Below are 24,319 nucleotides of genomic sequence, written 5' to 3' on the forward strand. Positions count from 1 at the left end.
GTGTTGATGCTCCCCATAACTTTCTCCAAACACCTGTATGATGCTAAGTGCTTATAAGTATAGATCAGCAGACAAACAGGACATTTCTACTTTGCTGAGGACAGGACATTTTAAAATGGGATTGACATTAGAGTTAGAAGATTAGCAGTGGCGATGTCAGCTTAGTTTCACCGTATTTGGCTTTTGCGGCCTATCGGCTGTCTTGTATGGGCCATGAACTTCTATTTCACCGCAGCGGCCACTTGATAAGAACCAGTCATCAACTTTAAAACCGTGTAGCTGATTAAGTTCCTGCACTGTGTCTTAGGTTACGTTCGACACCATGCACGTTGGCTCTGCATCTTGCTCATTCAAGTAACCGAACAACTGGATCGGATATTCCATTATTTCTCTCCAACTTTCTGAGTTAACAAGATCTTTTGCTGGCGTTCTTGAAGTTCTGATACTAACTCTGCTGGGCATGAGCTAGTGTTTAAGTTATATCAGATAAGCAACCTAACGATTGCTTAAAGCCTTTGTCTTCAAATCTCATTATATCCTTTCGATAACTTATGTTTTAAGTTATCGAAAGGACGAGAAAATTCAATGTTCTCACTTATGGCCACATATTGTTCATCCCAAAAGTGTAAGTATTACATTAGCTTTATAGGAACAAGGCATCCATTAGATGTAAACTCTCTACTTTTCAATCTATACCTAGATCTTTCTTCATATGTTCACTCAACTCACTAGTGGTTCTTACATTAATTTTATGTTTGCAATGATGGATTCTCAACTCTTCACCAAATAATTTTACTAACGATTTTGTATACAAAGCACTAATATTATTTATTATTCTATACAATGTACCTTTCTGATAAACAGATCTTTTCGAATTTTGTATTGCAGTCTTCATATTTAAATATTCTCACATTTTTAACTTTATAATTTAAAGAATCATTTTCAATCTCGATCTTTATTATTACTTTTGTCGATATTGAATGAGTCATTATCAATGATGCACAGTCGACAATTAAATTACCTGAATCCAACTTAGTAATTTCACGAGAGAGAACTTTTATTTTTAAATTTTCCGTTTCGTTATTTAAGTCGATTGAGTTAATTTCTTCAGGATATTTGTTTAACTTAATATCCAATATGGTTTTATTAAGATAGTAGTCTGCCATTATTTCATGACGGCTTTTAAATATCATTGTCCCCCTCCGTTGATGCAAGTTATACTTTCCCTCCCGTTAAAAGACAACGTGACTCAGAGTTGCAAAAAGGTAACAATCATGGAATTGATGAACAATGAGCTGGTCTGCTTTGCAGCCATTTGTAAACACCTCTCTCTTACAGAGGCATCAAAAGAACTTGGAAAGTCGAAAGCTCAAGTCAGCAGGCAGTTAGCGGCATTAGAAAAACAACTTGGTGTAACACTCGTCCACAGGACAACAAGAAAACTCGTTTTAACTGATCATGGTGAAAGCATTAGAGAGCTTGCCATCAAAACGTTAGAGAGCTTGCAGGAGTTGAATTACAGAGCTAGCTCGTTGAGTGAGTGCATTAATGGAAAGTTTAAAATTACAATGCCCAACTCTATAGCCTCTTCTATTTTTGGTTCTGTTCTTAAAGGCTTACAAGAACGATATCCAGCAGTGAACTTTGAAATATCATCAAGTAACAATGTTGAGAATTTATTAGAAAGCAATGTAGATTTAGCGATTAGGCTTAATAATATTATTGATGACACTCTGATTGCACATAAAATCGGTGATTATAACGATGTTTTAATATCTACAGTTAACAATGCCAATAACAACACGCTATTAATCTACAAGAATCACTCGAATAAGGAATCAATTAAAAAGCAGTACACTGACGTTATCGAAGTTGATAACACCTCTATTTTAATAAACTTTGTCTCTGAGGGGGTTGGGGTTGGCGTCATTCCAAATTACCTTGTAAAAAGTAACCATATAGACAACAATATCCAAATTTCACAAAATTTTGATATAGAACGCTCCATGTATATCGCCTCCCCTTATCAAAACCCTTTACCAAGAAAGCTAGCTGAAATATCTACTTTTATTAGGTCTGAGTTATCAAAAATATTGAAAAATGAATCACTTTAGGATGGCTTTTCAGGTTTATAATTTTCCTTTGATAACTCATGAGATCTAGCGAGAAGCTTTGTAACGTATTGTTTCAAAGAGCCTCGTTAGGCATTTATGAAAATCCCCAACTTTATGCTTGTTATCACAACATGAGATGCTATACCGTTTCATTATCAAGGCTTTGCGTGGAATAAATCACGTGGGTTAAACGATAGATTGACTTACATTAAAAATTTAATCGAAAGCAGCTTTATATTAAATTGATTTCATACCGTTCTGCGTGTATCTTCTACCCATATCCCCACAATAACCAAGGAGAATGCCATGGATAAGCTACTCGCGTCTGCACTAGAAATTAAGCAGCGAACTATGGTGACTGGCTTTTTTGCTAGAAATGGATTCAAAATTGCTATGACCGATTTTGATGATGTCACTTTTGAGCGAGAAGGTGTGCAAGTTAACGTGCATTTTGATTTGCAGTCAAACGCAGAGTCTGCATCTATTTTATCCCAAGAGGCATCTGCCATTCCTGGTTAGTTATTTTGTTGTCAATCATACGCAAAGCCGAACGCAAACGTTCGGCTTTTTAATATGCGAAAAACGGGATTACAAAAGATGTGGCACAAACCTGCGTTACTGTCACTCATCCAAGTAAACAATCAATAAATCCGCTTCAACCTCATTCGCTACCCTTGGTACCGATGAAAAGAAACGGCTCAATAAATTATGATGATGACCGCAGACAACTAGGTCTATTCCCTCTTTTTTTACGATTCCCGACAATTTGATATGAAGGTCACCGATAACTGCCATCGTCTCGTGTACTGGATATAGGCATTTATCAGCGAGTTCTTGTAGCTCCTTTTGCAACTTTTGTTCTTCTTTCGGCTCCATGATCACACGATCAACATCCACATAAACGAATGAAAGTTTGGCGTTCGAGTTCTTTGCTTGAGTTATTGCTTTTTCGATAACGACTTGGCTAGATTGAGATAAATCAACAGCGACTAAAACGTGCTTGTAACTCATTCTTTCTCTCCTAGTTAGTTTTCATGTGCTTATAGTAAGTCTAGTTCACTAAGAGCGAATGCAATGTCTAAACTCATATTTCATGAAAATATTGGAGTTTGATATAAGAATGTGGAAACAGCCGAGCGATCAGCTATCTAATAGCCTTGAAGGCTCGTGAAGTCAACTAGTGACTTAGGAACCGGTTATTGATATGTGGCCCATTTTGTTCTCCCTCCTTAAGATGTACATAACTATGTAACTAACGCAAACAAACCCACGTTACGCCGTCACTACGCTTCTAAACCCTGTCAATTTCTATTGCAGCTTGTTTTATATTCCTAATTACAACGTCGCCTAGTTTAGTAAAACCACTTGGCAATAAGTAATTTCTTCGTGTAATCCATCGATCAAGATTAAGAATTATTTTCATAGACAACACTGAATTAAAGACAAGATTTAGAGTTAAAACAGAGTCCAACACTCCTATGTTCAACCTAAGACCGACATACGTCTGCGAGCACTTACTGTCTATATAACGTCAACTATATAACTATATTCAGATTTTATTTCTCTGTTACAACGTGTCTTTTTTATCTTTACAGCACAATCCTCTACTTGAAAGTATATCCAATCATCATCTTGTAATTTAATTACACAAAAAGATGTTCGAAACATAACCACAAGACAAAAAACCAACACAAGTTACTGAATTTATTAATTTTAATTTAAAAAATAGCATTTCACCCCATATTCGTTCAAGCCAGAACGCATCAGGGTTAACTTAAATAAGTAAAATTTTACCAATTGCTTAGTACAGAATAGAGGAAGTTGAATAAATTGAAAGGTATAGAAATAACGTTACGACGTAACTACGTTAAGGTGTGAAAATATTTGAGGATAATATGAGACCAAAAAAACAGGGCCAAAGCCCTGATATGAATTAATTAGTTTTGTTGCTGTTGTTTTTCTGCGTACTCAGATCGAATCTGTTCGGCAACAATTTTGATGGCTTCTGCTGTACTTGTGCCCTTCGCCATCAATTCTTGAATTCTCTCTACAGCTTGTTGTTGCTCTTGGTGAGATAGAGGGGGTAAATCGTCAAACATAAAAAAGCTCCTCATTTTGAGGAGCAGACTATAACGATTCAATTAATAGGTCGCAAGGAAATTAATGGATGCCCCCATTGCGTTCTCGTTCGTGTACTGAGCAGCAATATCTAATTCGATCAACTTAAGTGGAGACAGTCCAATACCTGCAGTAATGGTACCTTCGTCGCTACTTCGAGCTAAGTTTTTCATATAACCCGCTCGCAATGCCATTTGACGCAAGATATCAAATTCAATACCAGCTCGAATCATTTGTGTATTATCATCGAAGGATGAAAAACGTTTTTCTTCATTAAGATCGTAGTCGACACTCATAGTAAAGTAATCGGCAACAACCCCTGCCCCGACCGTATATACGGGACGCATGCTGTATTCGTATGATTTTATCGTATCACTGCCATACATGAACGATTTTGTTTTAACGTCTCTTCCGATCAAGTTTTTTGCTGAAATACCGACACGATATGGGCCAAAGAACCAAAGCGCGCCCGCATCCAAGTTAAACATCGTTTCCGCTGTCTCATGTTCACGTAAGTCTTTGGTATCGAAATTCTGAAAACTCGTGGCGTAAGAGTACGTATAAATACGCTGAAGTTTAGGCGTAACACCAAATGAAAGGTGTTGATTCATAAAGTTGGTGTATTTAGCAAGTGATACACCTGCTTCAGCAACACCAATAGAAACACCTTGTACGTAGCTATCGTCTAACGGATTAGTACCTGACGTATCTACTTTTGGTTGTACGAATGATTCAGTGTATAACTTACCGTATGCAGTTGCAGATAAAAATTTATTAGGAATACCTATAGCGACAACGCCACCAAGATCAAAGTCAGTTTTTTTTCCATCTATGGCATTCATCGATTTTTTGATTTCATCGACATCGGTCAATTTGCTGATGCGTTCGATTTCATCGACAAGATCATATTGATCATCGTAATTACCACCAAAACTTGGCACGATCATTCCTGCGTCGTCGTTTCGGCGATAAATTGCAGTAAGTGCGGGGTTGAAAAAAGGAGCAGTCAGATAAGTTGCTGATACCGTACCAACGCCACCCATCGCATCGCTACGAGCTTCTATCGCATAAGTGGCAGCCGAAGCAACGTTTGCGAAAAGTGTGGTGGCAACAGAGGTGGCTAGAATTTTATATTTGGTTTTCATACTACACTTGTGATTTTGGTTCTTCCTGAACCTTTATCGGCACAAATGGTATTTCTTTAACTATTCTTCTTGGGAAAGATCATAGGTTCGGCTAATAGTTTGAGCTTGCTCAACAATTATATCGCCCTGCCAACGACGACTGTTGATACTCACTGCTAGCACGTATCTATCATTTGGGACACCCGCAAGCTCTAGTGAATTAGGATAGTTAGACTCGTAAGTCTTTTTCCACATTTGCTCGTATTGACCATCAATGTAGTCATATAAACCAACTTCAAGTTGCGGTAATGGACAATGGGGATTACGAAGTGCGCTCTTTTCTACTTTCCAATTCTCTTTAGATGTCCAACGAACATATTGCGAAGAATTGGAATCTCCTAATATTACCCAAGTTCGATACTCTTGTTTATCTTTAGAAACAATAGTTAAGTGATACAAGCCTGCTTCAAGCTTACCCGTGAGGTTATAGCGTTTCGAATAACTACGCTCATTGGCTAATTCCGTACCGCTCGGCTGTTCTTCATAACTGAATGAACTGTCTGCGGATATAGAATCATCCACCCATCGATTAAATGAAATATTTTCGATGTCAGTTGTAGCTCTTAGCTTGATCACTAACCTAAATGTATCTCGCCCAGGGCTTTGGATGGTCTGACGAATAACGTTCACGCCACTTATCCATTCAGGCAGCGTTACACCAGTGAGAGACTTGCCACAGTTTTTAGATAGTGACTGACCAAGAAGGTCATTGAGATGAGGAGTCAAATCTTTACTTGGTTCCGTTTGCCACAGTTCAACAAGAGAGTTGAACATACCGGCAAGATCATCTTCAAGTAAGTGTTGATGTGCCTGCGTTAAAGGCGTGTTGGTTTGAAACCAGTCCATTGCATGGACTGGTTTCACTAACGCTAATGAGAGAACTACGGGGAGTAGTGTTTTCATTATGACTTATGCTTTCATCTTGTAGCCAACACCGCGAAGTGTTTCAATTTCCAGTCCTGGCAGTTTTTGACGAAGCTGCAATACGTGCGTATCCACAGTACGTGTTGTTGGGAAGTGATTATAACCCCAAACGTGGTCAAGTAGCTCATCACGAGTAAACACGCGACCTAAGTTCGACGCTAAAAATAGCAGTAGATCAAACTCTGTACGAGTTAACGTAATTAGCTCATCTTTATAGGTAACTTCACGAGTTGAACGATCAATTTCTAAGTCTTTTGTGATCACTTTATCAGCGCTGCTTTGCTCTGCTGAATCCGGTGCTCGTAGCTGTGCACGGATTCTCGCAAAGAGTTCCGCTTCAGCAAAAGGCTTCGTTAAGTAGTCGTTCGCGCCGGAATCAAGGCCTGCAACTTTATCTTTTACGGTAACAAGTGCCGTTAGCAAGATAACTGGTACGTCTTTAATCTGTTTCCATTCTGGGAGACATTGTACAGAGTCACCATCTGGGAGTTGGCGATCGAGAATAACCAAGTCAGCTTTTTTCCATTGTGGTTCTACGTCTGCAATACGTTCCACATGTAAACACTCATATCCTGCTTGTTCCAGGCTTACTAACAGGCCATCAGCCAAGTTTTTATCGTCCTCAACGAGAAGCAGTGTCTGTTTCACAAGGTATCTCCAATATAAAGGTTGTAGGTGGTCCCATCAGGGACATTTTTCCGCCCATGCGGCCTACCATAGATTCAACGATTGTTAACCCAAGTCCTAACCCGCTCTTACTGACGAACGGTTTCTTCAAATTTGCCCAATCTTTAGCCGTTAGGCCACCAGCATCTCGGACTTGGAATACTATTTTTTCTTCACTAGTTGAAACATCCAATTCAACTGGTGCAATACCGTACTTAAGCGCATTACGAAGCAAGTTATCGATACAAGTTCCTAACCAGTACACATTAACTTTAGCAGCCACATCTTCATTGATGTTGAAAAGCACGGCACTATCAAATTCTTCTTCGATCTTAAATTCTAACCAGTCTGCGACAGACGGAACCCAATCTGTTGCAAGCATTTGGTTATCAGATTGCAAATAATCTTTACTCGCTTCTGCCAATTGACGCAAACGACGTGTATCTTCACACAATCTGCGGAACTCGTCATATACGCTTTCAGGTAGATGCTCGAATTCTCGGCGAAAGCCCTCAACCGTCAGTGATAGAGATGCAATCGGTGTTCTGAGCTCATGCGTTAAAATTTGCAACACAAGCATTCTACTACGGAGCTCTTCTCGCTTACTATTCCAGCGGTATACAGCCCAACCAATCACTAGAAGAATATTTGCGATTACCAGTATGATCATACTGATCCGCAAAACTTGTGAGTGATCTTCTACATCCCAACAAATATTGCCTCGTTTAACAAAGCAACTTTTGCTTTGAGACGCTAGAGCGTATGACAAACCCGCATTAGCGACGTTTTCTTCCCAGATATCTTTCTCGAAGACAAAGTAACGGTCACCACGTCGTAACCAAAGTTCGTTACCTTCGATAAACATGCTCGCGCCTGCAATCAAAGCATTAATGGCGTCGTCGTCCATGTTTTTCAAGCTTTCTAACAACTCATCCCCTTCCTCATTGTCACGCTCTTTAATATGCATGTATTGAGCAAGCTTGGGTTTGAGTTCTGGATACTTATCCACATAGCGTGCAGCATAAGTCCCACCACCAGGGTGAATGAGGCCACTACGCGAAAACCAACGTGGTGTCAGTTGCGTCCCTTTACAGATAGCTCTTGTAAATACTAACGGCTCAGTAATTAAAGGACTCAGTGGCAATTTACCACGACAAGTATTCGCTAAGCTGTAAAGCTGTTGTATATCTTTTAACGGATAGTCAGACGTTTGCGGCAGAAGCGAATCTGGCGCAAGTAACTTGGTAGGATAATTTGATTGCAGAATACGAATATCATACGATTTAAGAGCTACTTCATAATTAAATAGCTCTGTAAACGTATCTATTCTTTCTGGTAGTGAATCGGAAAATGCAGGTGCCGAAAAAAGCGGCAATACAGTTGCAAAACCGAGCAAAAACTTTTTAATCAAACTGTTACCGTCACTTGTTACATTAGCCAAAACTATACATCAATCTACAAGCAATTGACATCTGCTAACAGAAGGATTTGCATTACTATAACATTGAAACGGAACAAAAAAGGGCCAGCGATTGCTGACCCTGTATAGTTTTAAATCAAGAATGGTTAGAGTGCTTTAAAAATAGACTCAACACTTTCCTTCGCATCACCAAATAGCATTGATGTATTTTCTTTGAAGAACAGTGGGTTCTGTACACCTGCGTAACCAGTATTCATTGAACGCTTGAATACCACTACATTTTTCGCGTTCCAAACCTCCAGTACAGGCATACCAGCAATCGGGCTGTTCGGATCTTCCAGAGCTGCTGGGTTTACCGTATCGTTAGCGCCGATAACCAGTACGGTATCTGTTTCATCGAAGTCATCATTGATTTCATCCATTTCAAGAACGATATCATACGGTACTTTCGCTTCAGCAAGTAACACGTTCATATGTCCCGGAAGACGACCTGCTACTGGGTGAATACCAAAGCGAACCTCAATACCTTTTGAACGAAGTACGTCAGTAATTTCATGCACTGGATACTGCGCTTGCGCTACAGCCATGCCATATCCTGGAGTGATGATTACTGATTTTGAGTTCTTCAGCATTTCAGCGACTTCTTCTGCCGTTGTTTCGCGGTGTTCGCCCTGCTCTTCGTCACCTGAAATTACAATCTCTTGACCAAAGCCACCAGCAATAACACTGATAAACGAACGGTTCATGGCTTTACACATGATGTAAGAAAGAATCGCACCTGAAGAACCAACCAACGCACCTGTTACGATTAATAGGTCATTTGCGAGCATGAAACCTGCTGCTGCTGCTGCCCAACCTGAATATGAGTTCAGCATTGAAACGACAACTGGCATATCAGCACCACCAATTGAAGCAACTAAGTGGTAACCGAACGCGAACGCAATCAGTGTCATCACAATCAGAGCGAACATGCTGCCATCTGCTTTTACGAAGTAGATCATAAGAAGCGTAGAAATCACAACCGCTGCAAGGTTCATTTTGTGCTTGTGAGGAAGGTTAAGCGGCGAAGAAGAAATCACACCACGTAACTTACCAAATGCAACAATTGAACCCGTGAATGTTACGGCACCAATGAAGACACCCAAGAATACTTCTACAAGGTGGATAACATGTTCAGCATGTGTCGCCGCTTCTGGCGCATCTAGGTAACTGTTGTAGCCAACTAAAACCGCAGCTAAACCTACAAAGCTGTGCAGTATCGCAACCAGTTCTGGCATTTCGGTCATTTCTACTTTCTTCGCATAGAAAATACCGATCGCCCCACCGATCGCCATCGCAATAATGATCCACCCAAAGCCTTGAGCATCAGGGCTGAAGATCGTCGCGATCAGCGCGATCGTCATACCTGCGATACCATAGTAGTTACCATTACGAGCGGACTCTTGCTTTGAAAGCCCCGCCAAACTCATGATGAAAAATAATGCAGCAACAATGTAAGCTGCTTGTACTAATCCTGCAGACATTGTAACTCCTATTTATCTTTGCGGAACATTTCAAGCATACGCTTGGTGACGGTGAAACCACCGAAGATATTGATGCTGGCGATCAATACAGCAATAAAGGATAGGAATGAAACGACCCCATTACCTTGCCCAATTTGCAGTAATGCACCAACCACAATAATGCCGGAGATAGCATTCGTTACCGACATAAGCGGAGTATGAAGTGCATGGGTAACATTCCAAACCACGTAGTAGCCGACAACACAAGCTAAAACAAATACAGTAAAGTGAGAAAGGAACGCTGCCGGCGCAACCGATGCAATCCAAGCAAAAGCACCTACTGCAGCGGCTACACCAATAATCTTCTTCGCTGGAGAGGTAGGTTCTTCTACTTTAGGCTCTGGTTTCGCAGGTTGCTCTTGTTTCACTTGCGGCTGCGCTGAAACCTGGATTGGTGGCGCAGGCCATGTAATTTCACCTTCTTTAACCACGGTGACACCACGGATAACAACATCTTCGAAATCAATATTGATGTTACCGTCTTTTTCTTTACACAGCAGTTTTAGAAGGTTAACAAGGTTTGTCGCGTAAAGTTGAGAAGATTGCGTTGGCAAACGGCCGACCATGTCAGTGTAACCAACAATTTTTACGCCATTATCTGTCATGATAACTTGGTCTTTAACTGTGTATTCACAGTTACCGCCATTAGCAGCTGCCAAGTCAACAATGACACTGCCCGCTTTCATGCTGTCGACCATTTCCTTGGTGATCAGCTTCGGAGCAGGTTTGCCAGGGATTAGTGCCGTTGTAATAATGATATCAACATCTTTAGCTTGCTCTGCGTATAACTCTGCCGCTTTTTTGTTGAAGTCATCGGACATTTCTTTTGCGTAGCCGTCACCAGAACCAGAGTCTTCTTGGAAATCCACGGTCAGGAACTCTGCTCCCATGGACTCAACTTGTTCTTTTACTTCTGGGCGAACGTCAAATGCACGAACAATAGCCCCTAGGCTACCCGCAGCACCGATTGCAGCCAAACCAGCCACACCCGCACCAGCGACCAATACTTTCGCTGGTGGTACTTTACCGGCAGCCGTGATTTGACCTGTAAAGAAACGACCAAACTCATGAGCTGCTTCAACAACCGCACGATACCCAGCGATGTTAGCCATCGAAGAGAGCGCGTCTAAGGCTTGTGCACGAGAGATACGAGGAACAGAATCCATGGCAAGAACGTTAATGTTCTTACTTGAAAGTTGTTCCATCAACTCTGCGTTTTGAGCAGGCCAAATAAAGCTAACAAGTGTTGCACCATCTTGTAGTAGTGCGATTTCGTCAATGCCTTGTTCTTCATCTACGATTGGCGCATTAACTTTTAGAATAAGACCAGATGCCCAAACTTCTTCACTAGAAACGATTTTCGCACCAGCAGCTTCATAAGCAGCATCATCGAAACTCGCAAGCACCCCCGCTTGGGATTCAATCGCGATATCGAATCCCAACTTTATTAACTGCTCAACCGACTTCGGCGATGCAGCTACTCGCGATTCACCCGCAAGTATCTCTTTAGGTACACCGATTTGCAAAACGCATACTCCTTGTATACATATCAATAAATTAGTCCCAAAACAGAGCGTCGCTCTACTCTAACTCTTTTTTATTTCTATCTGTTTACCACGCAAGACAATTGCAAACGAAAGATGGTGTTTGGGGCCACCCATTTGCACAATAACACCTTGACTAACAGCCCTGTTATTATTCTGTTTGTATCGAACGCGTCTCATTACTTCAAGTGTTTTGTAATTTAAATACTAAATTTCATTACATATAACGCTAAGTAATGAATGATTGTCGCTCTGAGCACGAAAAATAACAACGCCATGCCTTACTAGACTGAGGTCTAACCAGATCATAATTAAATGGCGACTTAACAAACATTTAAGCTCTAAAAAAGAAAGAGCCATCAGCATATACACTAATGGCTCTTTTTAAGATGATTGGAATCAAGTTGCGGTGAATTGTTAATCGAAGATTTTATCGCCCATTTGATCGATAAACATTTGAGATTTCTTCAACATAAGTTCATTGGCATCTTGTTCCGAGCCGAGCAAATCTGAACGAATAAATCGATGAGTTTTCACTTCATCGTCGTATTGCTTTTCTATTCGACCGGCAATGCGGTATTGCCCACCCTCTGAAAGGCTCTCTTGGTAAATAAGGAAACCTTTGTACTCAACTGGTTCCACAGTTTTTACTTCAGCAGTTTTTTCACTACCACCAAACAAACGCGAAAAAAATCCCACGGTTCCTCCTTGGGTAAGCTCATCGATAGATTAAGCTTGTATCACTTAATATTGACATTGAGGATTGGTTTTTCATACCAGTCCAATTCTTTGTCTTCATCATAACTGGTATGGGTAAAAATTACAGGTACATCATGATCTCGGTTTTTACGCCGGTCTTCTTTCACCATTTCTGCCGCGTTTTTCACCGCGATATCTGCACTTTGCTTAAATTGGGTGAGCTTTTGTTCCGGAAGCGAAGATAGAAAATCAATATCATGACGAATATAGACAGGTTTAAGCTGAATAAGTGCAAGGCACGCAATATCTGCGAGCTGCTCGTTGTTATACTGCTCTACAAACTGAGGCAAACTGAGCACTTGTCCAACAAGTGTTTCCATGTAGTTATGCACATCTGAACTTATCTGCATTGGCAAATCTCCCTTGTTCTATGAAAACAAGTATAGCAACGACTTGTTTATAACAACTTATTGATTGCTCTTAATTTAATCAATCTCTCTCTTTTTGTCGTAATGTCTCCCAAAATACTTGGGAAAATGAGCAAATAGACGTATTCTTGCTAGTTCTCGAAGCATGAAAATCGATAGCAGATTAATATCTATATTGATGAAACGCTTAACCTAACCAATTATATAATCAACTATTTTCAGGCAATTTGTAATAGATGTCCTCATCATCAATGACTTCATCAGGCTTTCGATTCCTTTTCCCATTTATGTTGCTGGGATTAGTGAGTTCGAGCATGAACAACATCATTCAGATGACTCAGTCAAACTGGGGTATTGCCGCAAATTTGCCGTACATACTGTTAGGCTGTGCACTGCTCCTTTGCTATTCATTTAAGCAAGGTAGGGAGTCAATGGTGTGCTTAGCGATGTTACTGGCCTATTTCGTGATACAGCACAGGCTACAAGTCCCACTTCAAAGTGGTACAGCCTTACTTGAGTTGACCATTTTAGCCACGCTACTTCCTGTTTCTTTTCTTGCGGTATTTTTGTTTAGTAAAGACGGTTTCGACTCAAGAGCCATGTTTACTTACCTCTTGATGTTAACGATGTTCGTTCTTTGGTCTTACCTTACGTTAGCGTATTACGTTGAAGGTGGGTTTGAACAATGGACAAGCGGCATTTTATTTATCGTACCTACGGTTTCTAAACTGCCTTTTATTCTAGTTTTATATTGTGTGGGTATTGTCTGCTTCCTCGGAATTCTTGTTTTAAAGAAGAATGAAATCATCCATGCGATGACCTACTCTGCAATGGTGCTGGCGTCCGCGACGTTCATTTTCTTTGATGTGCAATACATATCTAGCACCATGTTTACCCTAACGGGATTGCTTATCATTATTTATGCTGCCTCTGCGAGCCATCAGTTGGCTTTCACAGATAGCTTAACGCGTATCCCGAGTAGACGCGCACTCGACCTTGACTTAAAACACATGGGCAAAAAGTTCACGATCGCAATGCTTGATGTTGACCACTTTAAAAAGTTTAACGATACCTACGGTCACGATACGGGTGATGACGTATTAAAAATGGTCGCTTCGCGTCTAACTAAAACTCCCGGTGGCGCAAAAGTATATCGATTTGGCGGAGAAGAATTTACCATCGTCTTTAAAGGCAAGTACGCAGATGAGTGTAAAGAGTTTTTAGAAGAAGCACGTAAATCCATCGCCGAGTATGAGATGATTTTGCGTGATGAAGAATCCCGCCCAGATAACCATAAACAAGGCCAAAAAAAGCGTGGTAACGACAGTTCGAGGAGAAAGTCGGTCTTTGTTACCGCAAGTTTCGGAGCGGCCGACAGCAGAAATGGGCAAGCACCTCAGGACGTGATTAAGTTAGCGGACGAAGCGCTTTACAAAGCGAAAAAAGCTGGACGCAATTGCGTGAGGCTTCATTAATACCCCAGAGCGAAAGTTAGCTGACTAATCTTGATTAAAGAACAAGACTAAGCTTCCTCCTTTTAACGCACTGCCATAATTGATCGTTAATCCGATCCCGATATTATCTATCCAATCGGAGTCAAATGGTGGTGTCATTAACCATCCAACACTGGCTTCGTAGTAGTGCACAGTATTCATGGGTTTTCTTGTATCACCACCAATATCAACTCGATTGAAGCTCGAATACACTGACTGCACAGTATCTCCAATGTGGGTAAAATCATAAAACACCTTTATTCCATTGACCCAATACCAGCCTTCCGGATTGCCAATATCACCATTATTTGCTTTACCCCAGCCAGTGCCATAAAAATAGTGAGGAGACGACCAGAGGTACCATTTCCCCCACGATTCATGCTCTAGGTATTTGAGCTTTGTGTTGACTTCTCCGACAACGGCCCAAGCACTGGTGTTTAGGTATACACCTTCTAGAAATGGTTTTAGGTCATTCAGTGCATTACTACGATAACTATAATCGTTTTGATAGTACATTAAGTGTGAGCCAATTGCGCCACTAAGCGTTAGCTTATCAGTGAGGTGTTTTTCTCCAGCAAACTCAATATACCCGCCCATGACTAACTCTTTACTTTTATCTGGAATCTGTCCTTTTTGGTCTACATACACATCTTGCTCTGTACTTAAGGCATAAACTCGGCCATTTAATAGATAGTGAGTTTGTATTCCCTCTTGTTCAAACAAATCAAAACTAAATGGTAGCGTTGATACAGCGATCTTCTTTCTGAGATCAACCGAATCTTGAGTACCAATGTCTTCATTATCTATGTTGAAGTATTCGTTCGGATCGAAATCATGAAATCCTACCGTAAAGACATCGCTATCTGACAGAACGATCCCAATAGCAAAGTTCCTTTCATACTCTTTTTGTATCTGATCTTGAATCGAATTAGCCTTAGAACATAATGAAAAAAGTGACAGTGTAGCTAAGGCGTAACTATTGATAACAGCTTGTTTCAACTTGCATTTACCACCGTATGTGTATTTCTTCCTAAAGACTTTGAGGTATACAGCGCTCTATCCACCGTCGCATACAAATCAGACTGCTGCTCTTTTCCCGTCGGTTGAAAAACAAAAACACCTTGTGACACTGTCACCCTACTAGACACACTAGAATACTCATGTGGGTAATCCAGAAAATACATGGCCTCTTGTATACGTTCTGCTTCTCTCTCTGCGGTTTGGGCGTCTGTGCAACCCAGTAACACCACAAACTCTTCTCCGCCATAACGCCCTACGTATTCGCCAGAGCGACAAAATGTTGCTTTAAGTTGGTTCGCAATGGCTTGCAAGCAACGATCTCCTTCTATATGACCGTAATTATCATTAAACGGTTTGAAAAAATCGACGTCCAATAAAATCAAAGCCATTGGCATGTTGTGACGGCCATGCCATGCAACCATCGATTCTAACTTATGATCGATATAACGACGGTTATAGAGTTTGGTTAAGCCATCTTCATTCGCTTGCTGGGTCAAAAGTTGATTCACTTTCTCCAACTGAGCTGTCGCTTGTTTAAGCTCTCGTCTCATATGGGCAATACGCTGCATTGCGATAAGCTTAGAGTTCAGTACGAGTTTATCTACGGGTTTAATTAAATAATCATCACCGCCGGCCTCTATGGCTTTTGCAATCATTTCTGGCTCTTCGTGACTGCTCAGGAAAATTATTGGGATCCAGTCGGGAAAGGTTTCTCTGATATGAAGAGAGACTTCAAAACCGTTCATATCTGGCATCGATATATCGAGTAATACCAGTTCAGGATCAAAACTCTCGTAGGTGTTTAGTGCTTCTAGCCCACTACCCACCGCTTTTACAATATGTCCAAGTTGCTTAAGACGAATAGCCAACTGCATCCTATCTAGCTGAACATCGTCAACCAGGAGGATTCGCATTGATGTCCCTGTCGGTTGCATAACGCGTTCCATTTCTTATTTTGTCTTTATTAAACATATACCATACTCATAGAGTTGTTGCATTCGACTCATAATTAAGTGCTATATTTTTGTTTAAATATCACGGAATCAATTGTCTATAACGATTACACTGAGAATTGCCCTACCAAAACATGACCAACGAACGTTAGTTCAACAAACTCACGTGTTCTGGTCATCTTGCGGACACATGGGTATAGCTATTTGATGCATTTGGTATTAATATTCCCGCCTTTTTGTAATGAGAGACACACCATGTCAGAAGCAACTAACAGCGAAAGCAAAAAAATCGATCTAGCAACCATTTCTCCTGAACTACGTAAAGTTATTGAGTTTGACGAAGTTCCAGAGCAAATGTTCGAAATGGTTACCTCTATCCATGAAGTGTCTGAAGAAGCAGTGCGTGAGTCTTGGGACGAAATGCCTGCAAGTGCTCAGAACATTCTAGATAACTTCGAGCAATTTCATGCTCTAGTTTCTGTTGGCCAAGCATTTGCTGGTATCAACGTGATGGAAGAATTCCCTACTCTTAATCTGCCAGAAAACATGACAGATGAAGATAAAGAAGAATACCGCGCTCAATTACTTGATAATGTGCTTCACAACTGCGTGAAAGACATGGTTAAGCAACTTAAGAAAGCACGTCGCGACCCACTTCTTAAACGCGAATTCAAAGAAGTGTTCGCAAAATAACGTTTTTCCGACAAAATAAAGGCCGCGTTTGCGGCCTTTTTTGATCATTAAGCGTGCGTAGCTTTAAATGATTAATGCGGCGCTAATGCCATGTCTTTTTGCGTGACACTGACACCTTTAATTTGTGCGAATACACTATCACCTGCCTTTAAGTCGAGATCATCAAGCGCCCAAGGTGTTATCGTTGCCCACAAATAACATCCCTCATCTAGCTTTAGCGATACATTAATACTCTGTTTATCATCAGCCGCGTTAAACACCTCGATTGAATCGACCGTCGCAGGCAGGATATTTCGAATAGAAGTCGCCTTAGGTTGCTCTAGCGTAATAGAAACGTCGTTGGCACGCACTTGTAAGCGAATTGGCGTCTCTGGCTCACCATCAATCTTTTGCACCCATAGTGATGCATTAGGTGCAAGGCTGACACAAGTCAGCGCATAACGCTCATGATGTTCAGCGATTCGGCCTTCAAATAAGCTGCTTTGATCCGAGAAAGACTGCCATGGACGCATAGCATGAGAAGCCCACACCTCTTCAAGCTTACCTGAACTCGTAATTTTACCTTGATCGATAATAGCGAGGTGTTGAGCGAGTCTTAAGATCTCCTGCAGGCTATGCGTGACATAGATAATCGGAATATTAACCTTATCCGACAATTCCTCCAGAAATGGCATCACCTCACGTTTTCTCGGCATATCAAGCGACGCAAGTGGTTCATCCATCAAAAGCAAGTTGGGTTTTGATAGTAATGCGCGCGCAATCGCAACACGTTGCTTTTCACCACCAGACAGTGAGATCGGGAAGCGCTTTAGTAACGGTTTGATAGACAAGAGTTCGGTGACTGCATCAAAGTACTTGTCATCTTTTTCTTTAACGCCATACAACAAATTGCCTTGAACCGAATAGTGAGGAAATAACCGCGAATCCTGAAACACGTAACCAATGCCGCGCTTGTGTGTTGGTAAGTTGACCCCCTGTTCACTATCAAACAAAACGTGATCACCAATCGCAACATGTCCCTGCTTTGGTGCAACTAATCCGCTGATGATATTAATTAACGTGGTTTTTCCCGCACCAGATCGCCCAAACAAAGCGCTAATTCCGTTACAAGGTAACTCAAGTTTAATATCGAAATCAGTATCACCAAGCATTTGTTTAAATTGAACTTTAATCGTCATTACTTCGCACCCAATCGACTTGCCGCTTTACGATTTAACCATTCAGAGATCATTAATGTAGACAAAGCTAACGCGATAGAAATGATACATAGGCGAGCCGCCTGCATTTCCGCGCCTGGCGTTTCAATAAAGTTGTACATTGCCAGTGGAATCGTTTGGGTCTCTCCCGGAATGTTAGAGACGAAACTGATCGTCGCCCCGAACTCACCAAGACTACGAGCAAAGGACAGCATCGTCCCAGTAATAATTCCGGGAATGGTCAGTGGTAACGTAATGGTGAGAAAAACTTTTAAAGGAGAAGCGCCTAACGTTGAAGCGGCATGTTCCAGTTTTGGGTCGACGTTCTCTAAACTTAACCGCACAGACCGAACCATCAAAGGCAAGGCCACTACAATACAAGCGACTACTGCTCCTTTCCAATTAAAGCTAAAGACTACCCCTACATGTTCATAGAGCCACTTTCCAAGAAACCCTTGCCGCCCAAGAGAAATCAACAACAAATAGCCGATAACCACTGGCGGCAATACCAGTGGTAAATGAATTAAGCTATCGAGGATCGATTTACCGAAGAACGTTTTTCGAGAAAGTAGCCAAGCAAGAAAAACGCCGAGAGGAATGAGCCAAAGTACTGCGTACGCGCCCACTTTGAGGCTTAACATTAAGGCTTGGTATTCCAGTTCTGTCACGCTTCGTTCCTATTATTGAAAGCCGGTTTATTGCTGAAAGCCATATTGAGCAAAAACGCGTGCGGCTTCGTCCGATTTTAGGTACTGGAAGAACCGCTCGGACTCAGTAGAATCATTCACAACTGCAGCCGGATAAACAATAGCCGCATGCGTATCACTCGAAAATTCACCGACAATTTTGACTTTGTCGGTTAACTGCGCATCGGTTTTGTAGACCACGCCTAAAGGTGCTTCTCCACGTTCAACCAACGCCAAAGCTAGGCGCACATTCTTTGCTGGTGCGATTTGAGTTTGAATCTCTTTCCATACACCCAGTGTAGTCAGTGATTCTTTCGCATACATACCAGCAGGCACTGACGTCGGATTGCCTAACGCAAGGCGATTTCCATACAATGCCTTTTCCCATGCTGTTGCATCAGAGAAGTTAAATGAGGTTAATTCTGAAGACTGAGGAGCAATCAACACTAAGCTATTGCGCACCAAGCTTGTGACATTGTCACGAGAAATAACGTCTTTATCGACCAAATAATCCATCCATTTAGTATTCGCAGAAATGAATATATCCGCTGGTGCGCCGTTGATAATTTGCCGAGCGATAGAAGAAGAACCACCATAAACGGGAGTGATAGAAACGTCATACTTTTCTTCAAAGTTTTGTGCGATTTCGTCGATCGCATTCGTCATCGAAGACGCCGCATACACTTTGAGGTTCGTAGCTGCGTTAGCTGCGTTAGCTGAAAATGAAATGCTTAATATTGCCGCGAGGCAAGCATGCGTTTTCCATGCTTTCATAGAGAAACTCCAATACAAGGCAAGCGAAAGAACTGGTTATTTGGGTAGAAAGTTCAATCAGTTAATGTGCTATTTAAACAAAAAATCAAGGTTTATATGTTGTTCTATCGCATCTGCAATACGATTAATTCCTTGCTCCTTTAACTCTTCAAAGTCTTGTTGTTTGATTTGAGTGCCGTTTACCCACTCTGACACCAGGCTTAAGACATCTGCCTCATCAAAGAACCCGTGAAGGTAGGTTCCCATGATTTGGCCACACTTGCTGATAGCCCCCTCTGCTTCACCGGTACTCAATATAAGAGGTTGAACGCCCTGCACTTCACTCTGTCCTACGTGGATTTCATAACCCTTTACATTGGCTGTTTTGCCATTAAGAGAAAGCTGTGCTTGCGTATTTGTAAGCTGTTTGCTGTTAGTTAGCGTCGTGGTGATGTCTAGTAAGCCAAGCCCTTCGCTTTGACCCGGCTGGCCTTCGACGCCATTTGGATCATCAATCAAGCTTCCAAGCATCTGGTAGCCACCGCAGATACCAATCACTTTTCCACCAAGACGAATATGACGTAAGATATCTTTATCCCACCCTTGGCTTCTTAGATACTCTAAGTCGTCTCTAACTGATTTGGTCCCAGGTAAAATAACAAGATCGGCTTTATCTATTTTCTCGCCTTTGCCTACATAACGTAGATTGATGTCGGGATTCAATCGCAACACATCAAAATCAGTATGATTACTAATCCGGGTTAAAACAGGCACAACGACATTCAGTTTTACCTCAGAGTGCAACTCTTGCTGCGCGGTGATCGCATCTTCTGCTTCTAAATTCAAACCATGAAGAAAAGGAAGCACGCCGAGTACAGGTTTGCCTGTTTTTTCTTCTAGCCAGTCGAGGCCCGATTGCAATAAACGAATATCACCTCGAAAACGGTTGATAACAAATCCTTTTACTCGCGCTTGTTCAGATTCAGAAAGTAACGCGAGTGTTCCGTACAAATGTGCAAACACACCACCACGATCAATATCAGCAACAATGAGCACCGGAACATCAGCGGCCTCCGCAAAACCCATATTCGCAATATCGCCTTCTCTTAAATTGATTTCAGCAGGACTCCCTGCGCCCTCGATCATGATCGAATCAAATTCTTGAGTCAGACGGGAGAAGGAATCTAACACCGTATCCATCGCAACTTTCTTGTAATCATGAAAGCCAGCCGCATCCATATTGGAAAGCGCCTTGCCCTGCAAAATGATCTGAGCACCTGTATCACTGTTAGGTTTAATCAAAACCGGATTCATATGCACGGTTGGCTCAATATTACACGCCTGTGCCTGAACTGCCTGAGCTCGACCTATTTCACCGCCATCTCTGGTTACCGCACTATTTAGTGCCATGTTTTGTGGCTTAAATGGGGCAACATTTATCCCTCTTCTCGCTAATACACGGCATAAACCTGCCACAAGGACACTTTTTCCGGCATCAGAAGTGGTGCCTTGAACCATTAAAGATGGGATCGCTGACTTCATGAACATTTGTAAGGAATAGAGGAAGATGAACAATCATAACGTCATCGTCCCCACTTACTCAAGCAAATGAATAGAATATGAATGTTGAAATCATCATTGGTTCAAACAAGCTCTGTTTTAATGAACCCATCAAAACAAACCGATGAGGATGTAACATGAAAAAGAATACAATTATCGCACCAATCGCCGCCTTAGTTATTGCTCCTTCTATCGCGTTCGCGAAAGATCACGCTCAAAACCAATCAAACTTGCAGTTTAACGGTCCTGTTACTGTGGAAAAATTGGATGCCTTGCTAAACGACTCCAATATGTTTACTGAAAAAGATGTGGTCGTTGAAGGTAACTTATTGCGTCAAGTTCGCGCGGATAAGTTTGTCTTTAGCGATGGTTCCGGTGAAGTGATGGTCGAACTCGATGACGATATTCAGCTAAATACTCCGATTGATCACACCACTAAAGTCCGTCTGTTTGGCGAATTTGAAGGCGGAAACAAACCAGAGATTGAAGTCGAACAACTCGTGGTCATGTAAAACAAACCCCGATTGCTGTGCACATCGACATGATGTTGTGACGATTACAGCTAAATGGTGACGGCAAGCACTTAAAATGATAGCTTTATCAATCTTGGTCTGCTTTTTGCAGACCATTTTTTTGTTCATTTTAATCATCTTGCCCGGAGACACCATGCTAGGTAAAGCTCTAAAGGTTGCAGCCTTTGGTTTGTGCGCTGTTTTGCCACTTTCCGCACATGCAAATAATTTCAACTACAACACGATGGAATTTCGCATGGGCACTAGCCCTGGTACATTTGGTGGCGAGTTCAATACCTACTTTACGGAAAACACCCACTTCATTGCTCGCGCAGACAGTGAATTCAGCGGAGACTGGGACATTGCTGGTGGTATTGGCTTTAATGGCCCTGCGGGTCAATTTGCGGATATTTATGGCCAAATGTTGGTACACAACATTAAAGAAAACGGCAGTGATAAAGTGGGTGACGAGTGGCGCACTGAGGTGAATATTGGTACTCGTATTTGGTTCATGCAAAATGTTGAGCTACATGCCCGTATCGGTCAAATAATGGATAACGACGATTCCAATACCGTTTATAATTTTGGCGCAAGATTCCACTCTACTCAGCAACTATCACTTGGCGCGGATTTCAAAAATAATGGTGTCTATGGCCAACAAATTGTGATGTCTGCTCGTTTTGCATTTTAATTAAGTAACTAAGCAGTTGCATTAATAAGTGTGTGATTCAATAAAAATGGCCTCCGGTTTCGGAGGCCATTTTTGTTAAGTACCGATTGTTAGCAGGAACTAGTAACAAGGCATTAATTTTTGCCGGATTTTTTAGGTTTATCTTGGACATACTTTTTCGATACATCCACAACGGCGATATCTCTAAAAAAGCTTCGACCAAGTAAAATTGGAAACTTCATATGCCCACGCTCAGCTAACGTAAACTCTGTCTTTTCTTTGTGGTCACCGACGGTAATATACGCTTTTACTACCGCTCGTTTATCCACCTCTTCTGACGATGACTGCTTGATTTTAGCCCAGCGCTCTACAGGTACTTTAAACTCTTTAGTTTCTTTATCGCCCAAGTCGATCTTAAACTGAACCCAATCTTTACCATCACGCTCAAACGGAACAATGTCTGTCGCGCTAATTGATGATGTTGTCGCCCCTGTATCAACCCTAGCTTTGAAGGTTTGATCAATTTCAGGAACGTAAACCCACTCTTCAGAACCAAGAATCAACATGCCGTCTGGTGTCTTTGTCACTTTGGCTGGTTTTGTCGGTTTTGGCTCGGGCTTTTTCTCAGGTTTTACTTCAGGCTTAGGCTCAACCTCAGGCGTTGGATCAACCTCTGGTTTCACTTCTGGCTCTACTTTGACAGGTTCTTCGACCTTCGGCGACTCAGGCTCAACAGGTTCCTGCGTCGTTTGAGTTGACGTACAAGCAATTAAACTGCCGCTCATCATAAGCGGCAGAATCAGTTTCCAGTTTTTCATCCACACTCCAATTAAGCTTGAGATACTTTCTTAATTGCGTCCGCTACGTATGGAATATGAGTTTCGGTAAGTCCAGCGATGTTAATTCGACCATCGCCAACACCATAAATGCCATAATCTTCACGCAGTTGCGCCATTTGGTTTTCACTAAAGCCTAGCACAGTAAACATGCCTTTGTGACCCTCAATGAAGTCAAATTGATCGGTATTATGGTTGTTTCTCAATTCGTTACACAAACTTTGACGAAGACTAACCAAACGATGTTGCATTTCACTCAACTCTTGCTTCCAAACGGAAGTCAGGTTGTCATCTTGAAGAATCGTCTTAACCAAAGCCGCTCCATGATCGGGTGGCATCGTGTAAGTAGAACGCGCTAACGTAAGTAACTTGCCTTTTGCGTTGGCCACGTCTTGCATGTTCTTACCAACGACAATCGCCGCACCTGTGCGCTCGCGATATAGGCCAAAGTTCTTCGAACATGATGTCGTAATTAACATCTCTTCAACGTTATCTGCCATGAAGCGAAGCCCTTTTGCGTCTTCCTCTAAGCCATCACCAAAGCCTTGGTAGGCAATATCAACAAATGGCGTGAAACCGTTCTTCTGTGACAATTCCGTAATGGCTTGCCAAGCAGAAAAATCGATATCTGCGCCTGTTGGGTTGTGACAGCAACCATGCAGCAATACAACATCGGAAGGCCCTGCTTTCGCAAGATCATCCATCATTTTTGCTGTGTCTACTTGTTTCGTTTCTGGAGAAAAGTAATGGTAGAACTTAACTTTAAGACCTGCCGCTTCCATCACTGGTTTATGGTTTACGTAGCTAGGGTTTGAAATCCAAACCGTCGTATCTGGCTGTGCGACCTTCATTAGGTCACCTAACATACGCAGCGCACCACTTGCACCTGGTGTTTGAATGGCAGCAACACGATCTATTGCTGACGTTCCCGTCAGTAGCAAATCGATCATGCTTTTATTAAATTCTTCGCAACCCGCAAGACCAACATAAGATTTGGTTTTTTGAGTTTCAACAACGACATCCTGCGCCATTTGAATGGCTTTCATGATCGGCGTTTCGCCTGCGCTGTTCTTATAGACGCCAATACCAAGGTCAACCTTGTTTGGACGGTCATCGTTACGGTATGCAACGGATAGAGATAAAATAGGATCTAATACGGGAGTTGGGAGATTAGAAAACATGAAAGTCATAACCCTTTGAAATTCAAGTACCGAACCTCACGTTAACACCATCGCAAAAAATGGCGAAATGATTTTTCACTTATTTCATCAATTAGAGAACAAAATTC

The 24,319-nt window shown here is 41.7% G+C and carries 24 protein-coding genes; 6 read left to right on the forward strand and 18 right to left on the reverse strand.

Features of this window, described 5'->3' with window-relative positions; genetic code table 11:
• Window positions 1-1,274 precede the first annotated feature (1,274 nt).
• Together FKN16_RS08945 and FKN16_RS08950 are read left to right on the forward strand one after the other, a co-directional pair.
• Window positions 1,275-2,114, forward strand: a complete 840-nt coding sequence (locus FKN16_RS08945; RefSeq protein ID WP_170902506.1) for a LysR family transcriptional regulator — start codon at window positions 1,275-1,277, stop codon at window positions 2,112-2,114.
• A gap of 306 nt (window positions 2,115-2,420) precedes the next feature.
• Window positions 2,421-2,633 carry a hypothetical protein gene (locus FKN16_RS08950; protein ID WP_012842272.1) on the forward strand — a complete coding sequence of 71 codons (213 nt, stop codon included), beginning with the start codon at window positions 2,421-2,423 and terminating at the stop codon, window positions 2,631-2,633.
• A 102-nt stretch (window positions 2,634-2,735) separates the two neighbouring features.
• Here the strand turns inward: FKN16_RS08950 and FKN16_RS08955 are convergent, their stop codons facing one another.
• The 10 genes from FKN16_RS08955 to FKN16_RS09000 all read right to left on the reverse strand — a co-directional run bounded on the left by FKN16_RS08955 (window position 2,736) and on the right by FKN16_RS09000 (window position 12,641).
• The gene (locus tag FKN16_RS08955; RefSeq protein ID WP_012842271.1) at window positions 2,736-3,125 is read right to left on the reverse strand and encodes a universal stress protein; all 390 of its coding nucleotides are present in this window, start codon (window positions 3,123-3,125) and stop codon (window positions 2,736-2,738) included.
• A gap of 926 nt (window positions 3,126-4,051) precedes the next feature.
• Window positions 4,052-4,213, reverse strand: coding sequence for a YoaH family protein (locus FKN16_RS08960; protein ID WP_080936793.1), 162 nt, complete (start codon window positions 4,211-4,213; stop codon window positions 4,052-4,054).
• A 42-nt stretch (window positions 4,214-4,255) separates the two neighbouring features.
• Window positions 4,256-5,377, reverse strand: coding sequence for a conjugal transfer protein TraF (locus FKN16_RS08965; RefSeq protein ID WP_046875459.1), 1,122 nt, complete (start codon window positions 5,375-5,377; stop codon window positions 4,256-4,258).
• Window positions 5,378-5,437: 60 nt separating this feature from the next.
• Window positions 5,438-6,319, reverse strand: a complete 882-nt coding sequence (locus FKN16_RS08970; protein ID WP_005394478.1) for a DUF2861 family protein — start codon at window positions 6,317-6,319, stop codon at window positions 5,438-5,440.
• A 6-nt stretch (window positions 6,320-6,325) separates the two neighbouring features.
• Entirely contained in the window at window positions 6,326-6,988 is a 663-nt protein-coding gene (vxrB, locus tag FKN16_RS08975; protein ID WP_005394480.1) for a response regulator transcription factor VxrB, read from the reverse strand.
• Entirely contained in the window at window positions 6,963-8,417 is a 1,455-nt protein-coding gene (vxrA, locus tag FKN16_RS08980; RefSeq protein ID WP_005394482.1) for a sensor histidine kinase VxrA, read from the reverse strand. The genes vxrB and vxrA overlap by 26 nt, the downstream gene beginning before the upstream one ends.
• Before the next feature lie 155 nt (window positions 8,418-8,572).
• Window positions 8,573-9,949, reverse strand: a complete 1,377-nt coding sequence (pntB, locus tag FKN16_RS08985) for a Re/Si-specific NAD(P)(+) transhydrogenase subunit beta (protein ID WP_164665637.1) — start codon at window positions 9,947-9,949, stop codon at window positions 8,573-8,575.
• A gap of 8 nt (window positions 9,950-9,957) precedes the next feature.
• Complete coding sequence (locus FKN16_RS08990) at window positions 9,958-11,514, reverse strand: Re/Si-specific NAD(P)(+) transhydrogenase subunit alpha (RefSeq protein WP_170902507.1); 1,557 nt, start codon at window positions 11,512-11,514, stop codon at window positions 9,958-9,960.
• Window positions 11,515-11,949: 435 nt separating this feature from the next.
• Window positions 11,950-12,231: an HlyU family transcriptional regulator gene (locus tag FKN16_RS08995; RefSeq protein ID WP_005394488.1), complete on the reverse strand. Its 282-nt coding sequence runs from the start codon at window positions 12,229-12,231 to the stop codon at window positions 11,950-11,952.
• 41 nt (window positions 12,232-12,272) lie between these two features.
• Window positions 12,273-12,641, reverse strand: a complete 369-nt coding sequence (locus FKN16_RS09000; protein ID WP_048625058.1) for a late competence development ComFB family protein — start codon at window positions 12,639-12,641, stop codon at window positions 12,273-12,275.
• A 254-nt stretch (window positions 12,642-12,895) separates the two neighbouring features.
• Here FKN16_RS09000 and FKN16_RS09005 point away from each other — a divergent pair, with 254 nt between their 5' ends.
• A complete protein-coding gene (locus FKN16_RS09005; RefSeq protein WP_109170287.1) occupies window positions 12,896-14,134 on the forward strand; it encodes a GGDEF domain-containing protein in 1,239 nt (412 codons plus the stop codon).
• A gap of 24 nt (window positions 14,135-14,158) precedes the next feature.
• Here the strand turns inward: FKN16_RS09005 and FKN16_RS09010 are convergent, their stop codons facing one another.
• Entirely contained in the window at window positions 14,159-15,151 is a 993-nt protein-coding gene (locus FKN16_RS09010) for a Solitary outer membrane autotransporter beta-barrel domain (RefSeq protein ID WP_170902508.1), read from the reverse strand.
• Window positions 15,148-16,107 carry a diguanylate cyclase gene (locus FKN16_RS09015; RefSeq protein WP_074190148.1) on the reverse strand — a complete coding sequence of 320 codons (960 nt, stop codon included), beginning with the start codon at window positions 16,105-16,107 and terminating at the stop codon, window positions 15,148-15,150. Before FKN16_RS09015 ends, FKN16_RS09010 begins: the two co-directional genes overlap by 4 nt.
• Window positions 16,108-16,380: 273 nt before the next feature.
• Here FKN16_RS09015 and FKN16_RS09020 point away from each other — a divergent pair, with 273 nt between their 5' ends.
• The gene (locus tag FKN16_RS09020; protein ID WP_005394495.1) at window positions 16,381-16,818 is read left to right on the forward strand and encodes a DUF3069 domain-containing protein; all 438 of its coding nucleotides are present in this window, start codon (window positions 16,381-16,383) and stop codon (window positions 16,816-16,818) included.
• Window positions 16,819-16,889: 71 nt separating this feature from the next.
• On the opposite strand, the gene modC is transcribed toward FKN16_RS09020, so the two are convergent.
• The 4 genes from modC to FKN16_RS09040 all read right to left on the reverse strand — a co-directional run bounded on the left by modC (window position 16,890) and on the right by FKN16_RS09040 (window position 20,995).
• Window positions 16,890-17,996, reverse strand: a complete 1,107-nt coding sequence (gene modC, locus FKN16_RS09025) for a molybdenum ABC transporter ATP-binding protein ModC (protein ID WP_170902509.1) — start codon at window positions 17,994-17,996, stop codon at window positions 16,890-16,892.
• Window positions 17,996-18,682, reverse strand: a complete 687-nt coding sequence (gene modB, locus FKN16_RS09030) for a molybdate ABC transporter permease subunit (protein ID WP_170902510.1) — start codon at window positions 18,680-18,682, stop codon at window positions 17,996-17,998. The genes modC and modB overlap by 1 nt, the downstream gene beginning before the upstream one ends.
• Before the next feature lie 27 nt (window positions 18,683-18,709).
• A complete protein-coding gene (gene modA, locus FKN16_RS09035) occupies window positions 18,710-19,474 on the reverse strand; it encodes a molybdate ABC transporter substrate-binding protein (RefSeq protein WP_170902511.1) in 765 nt (254 codons plus the stop codon).
• Between the two features lie 69 nt (window positions 19,475-19,543).
• Complete coding sequence (locus FKN16_RS09040; protein ID WP_170902512.1) at window positions 19,544-20,995, reverse strand: cobyric acid synthase; 1,452 nt, start codon at window positions 20,993-20,995, stop codon at window positions 19,544-19,546.
• A 155-nt stretch (window positions 20,996-21,150) separates the two neighbouring features.
• On the opposite strand from FKN16_RS09040, the gene FKN16_RS09045 reads away from it, so the two are divergent.
• On the forward strand, window positions 21,151-21,525 hold the full coding sequence (locus FKN16_RS09045; protein ID WP_170902513.1) for a NirD/YgiW/YdeI family stress tolerance protein: 375 nt from the start codon (window positions 21,151-21,153) through the stop codon (window positions 21,523-21,525).
• Between the two features lie 154 nt (window positions 21,526-21,679).
• The gene (locus FKN16_RS09050; RefSeq protein ID WP_005394515.1) at window positions 21,680-22,216 is read left to right on the forward strand and encodes a hypothetical protein; all 537 of its coding nucleotides are present in this window, start codon (window positions 21,680-21,682) and stop codon (window positions 22,214-22,216) included.
• 113 nt (window positions 22,217-22,329) lie between these two features.
• Here FKN16_RS09050 and FKN16_RS09055 read toward each other — a convergent pair whose 3' ends face one another.
• Together FKN16_RS09055 and FKN16_RS09060 are read right to left on the reverse strand one after the other, a co-directional pair.
• Window positions 22,330-23,013 (reverse strand): ATP-dependent zinc protease, encoded by a 684-nt coding sequence (locus tag FKN16_RS09055; RefSeq protein WP_054867620.1) that lies wholly within the window; start codon window positions 23,011-23,013, stop codon window positions 22,330-22,332.
• Between the two features lie 11 nt (window positions 23,014-23,024).
• Entirely contained in the window at window positions 23,025-24,212 is a 1,188-nt protein-coding gene (locus FKN16_RS09060; RefSeq protein WP_168187765.1) for an amino acid aminotransferase, read from the reverse strand.
• Window positions 24,213-24,319 lie beyond the last annotated feature (107 nt).

It is taken from the genome of Vibrio sp. 11-4(1) (assembly GCF_013048625.1).
GTDB lineage: Bacteria > Pseudomonadota > Gammaproteobacteria > Enterobacterales > Vibrionaceae > Vibrio > Vibrio diabolicus.

Bases quoted from the DNA above. Each gene is read 5' to 3' on its own strand.
- FKN16_RS08945 (WP_170902506.1), top strand. From the start codon at position 1,275: ATGGAATTGATGAACAATGAGCTGGTCTGCTTTGCAGCCATTTGTAAA.
- FKN16_RS08950 (WP_012842272.1), top strand. From the start codon at position 2,421: ATGGATAAGCTACTCGCGTCTGCACTAGAAATTAAGCAGCGAACTATG.
- FKN16_RS08955 (WP_012842271.1), bottom strand. From the start codon at position 3,125: ATGAGTTACAAGCACGTTTTAGTCGCTGTTGATTTATCTCAATCTAGC.
- FKN16_RS08960 (WP_080936793.1), bottom strand. From the start codon at position 4,213: ATGTTTGACGATTTACCCCCTCTATCTCACCAAGAGCAACAACAAGCT.
- FKN16_RS08965 (WP_046875459.1), bottom strand. From the start codon at position 5,377: ATGAAAACCAAATATAAAATTCTAGCCACCTCTGTTGCCACCACACTT.
- FKN16_RS08970 (WP_005394478.1), bottom strand. From the start codon at position 6,319: ATGAAAACACTACTCCCCGTAGTTCTCTCATTAGCGTTAGTGAAACCA.
- pntB (WP_164665637.1), bottom strand. From the start codon at position 9,949: ATGTCTGCAGGATTAGTACAAGCAGCTTACATTGTTGCTGCATTATTT.
- FKN16_RS09000 (WP_048625058.1), bottom strand. From the start codon at position 12,641: ATGCAGATAAGTTCAGATGTGCATAACTACATGGAAACACTTGTTGGA.
- FKN16_RS09005 (WP_109170287.1), top strand. From the start codon at position 12,896: ATGTCCTCATCATCAATGACTTCATCAGGCTTTCGATTCCTTTTCCCA.
- FKN16_RS09015 (WP_074190148.1), bottom strand. From the start codon at position 16,107: ATGCAACCGACAGGGACATCAATGCGAATCCTCCTGGTTGACGATGTT.
- FKN16_RS09020 (WP_005394495.1), top strand. From the start codon at position 16,381: ATGTCAGAAGCAACTAACAGCGAAAGCAAAAAAATCGATCTAGCAACC.
- modC (WP_170902509.1), bottom strand. From the start codon at position 17,996: ATGACGATTAAAGTTCAATTTAAACAAATGCTTGGTGATACTGATTTC.
- modA (WP_170902511.1), bottom strand. From the start codon at position 19,474: ATGAAAGCATGGAAAACGCATGCTTGCCTCGCGGCAATATTAAGCATT.
- FKN16_RS09040 (WP_170902512.1), bottom strand. From the start codon at position 20,995: ATGAAGTCAGCGATCCCATCTTTAATGGTTCAAGGCACCACTTCTGAT.
- FKN16_RS09045 (WP_170902513.1), top strand. From the start codon at position 21,151: ATGAAAAAGAATACAATTATCGCACCAATCGCCGCCTTAGTTATTGCT.
- FKN16_RS09050 (WP_005394515.1), top strand. From the start codon at position 21,680: ATGCTAGGTAAAGCTCTAAAGGTTGCAGCCTTTGGTTTGTGCGCTGTT.
- FKN16_RS09055 (WP_054867620.1), bottom strand. From the start codon at position 23,013: ATGAAAAACTGGAAACTGATTCTGCCGCTTATGATGAGCGGCAGTTTA.
- FKN16_RS09060 (WP_168187765.1), bottom strand. From the start codon at position 24,212: ATGTTTTCTAATCTCCCAACTCCCGTATTAGATCCTATTTTATCTCTA.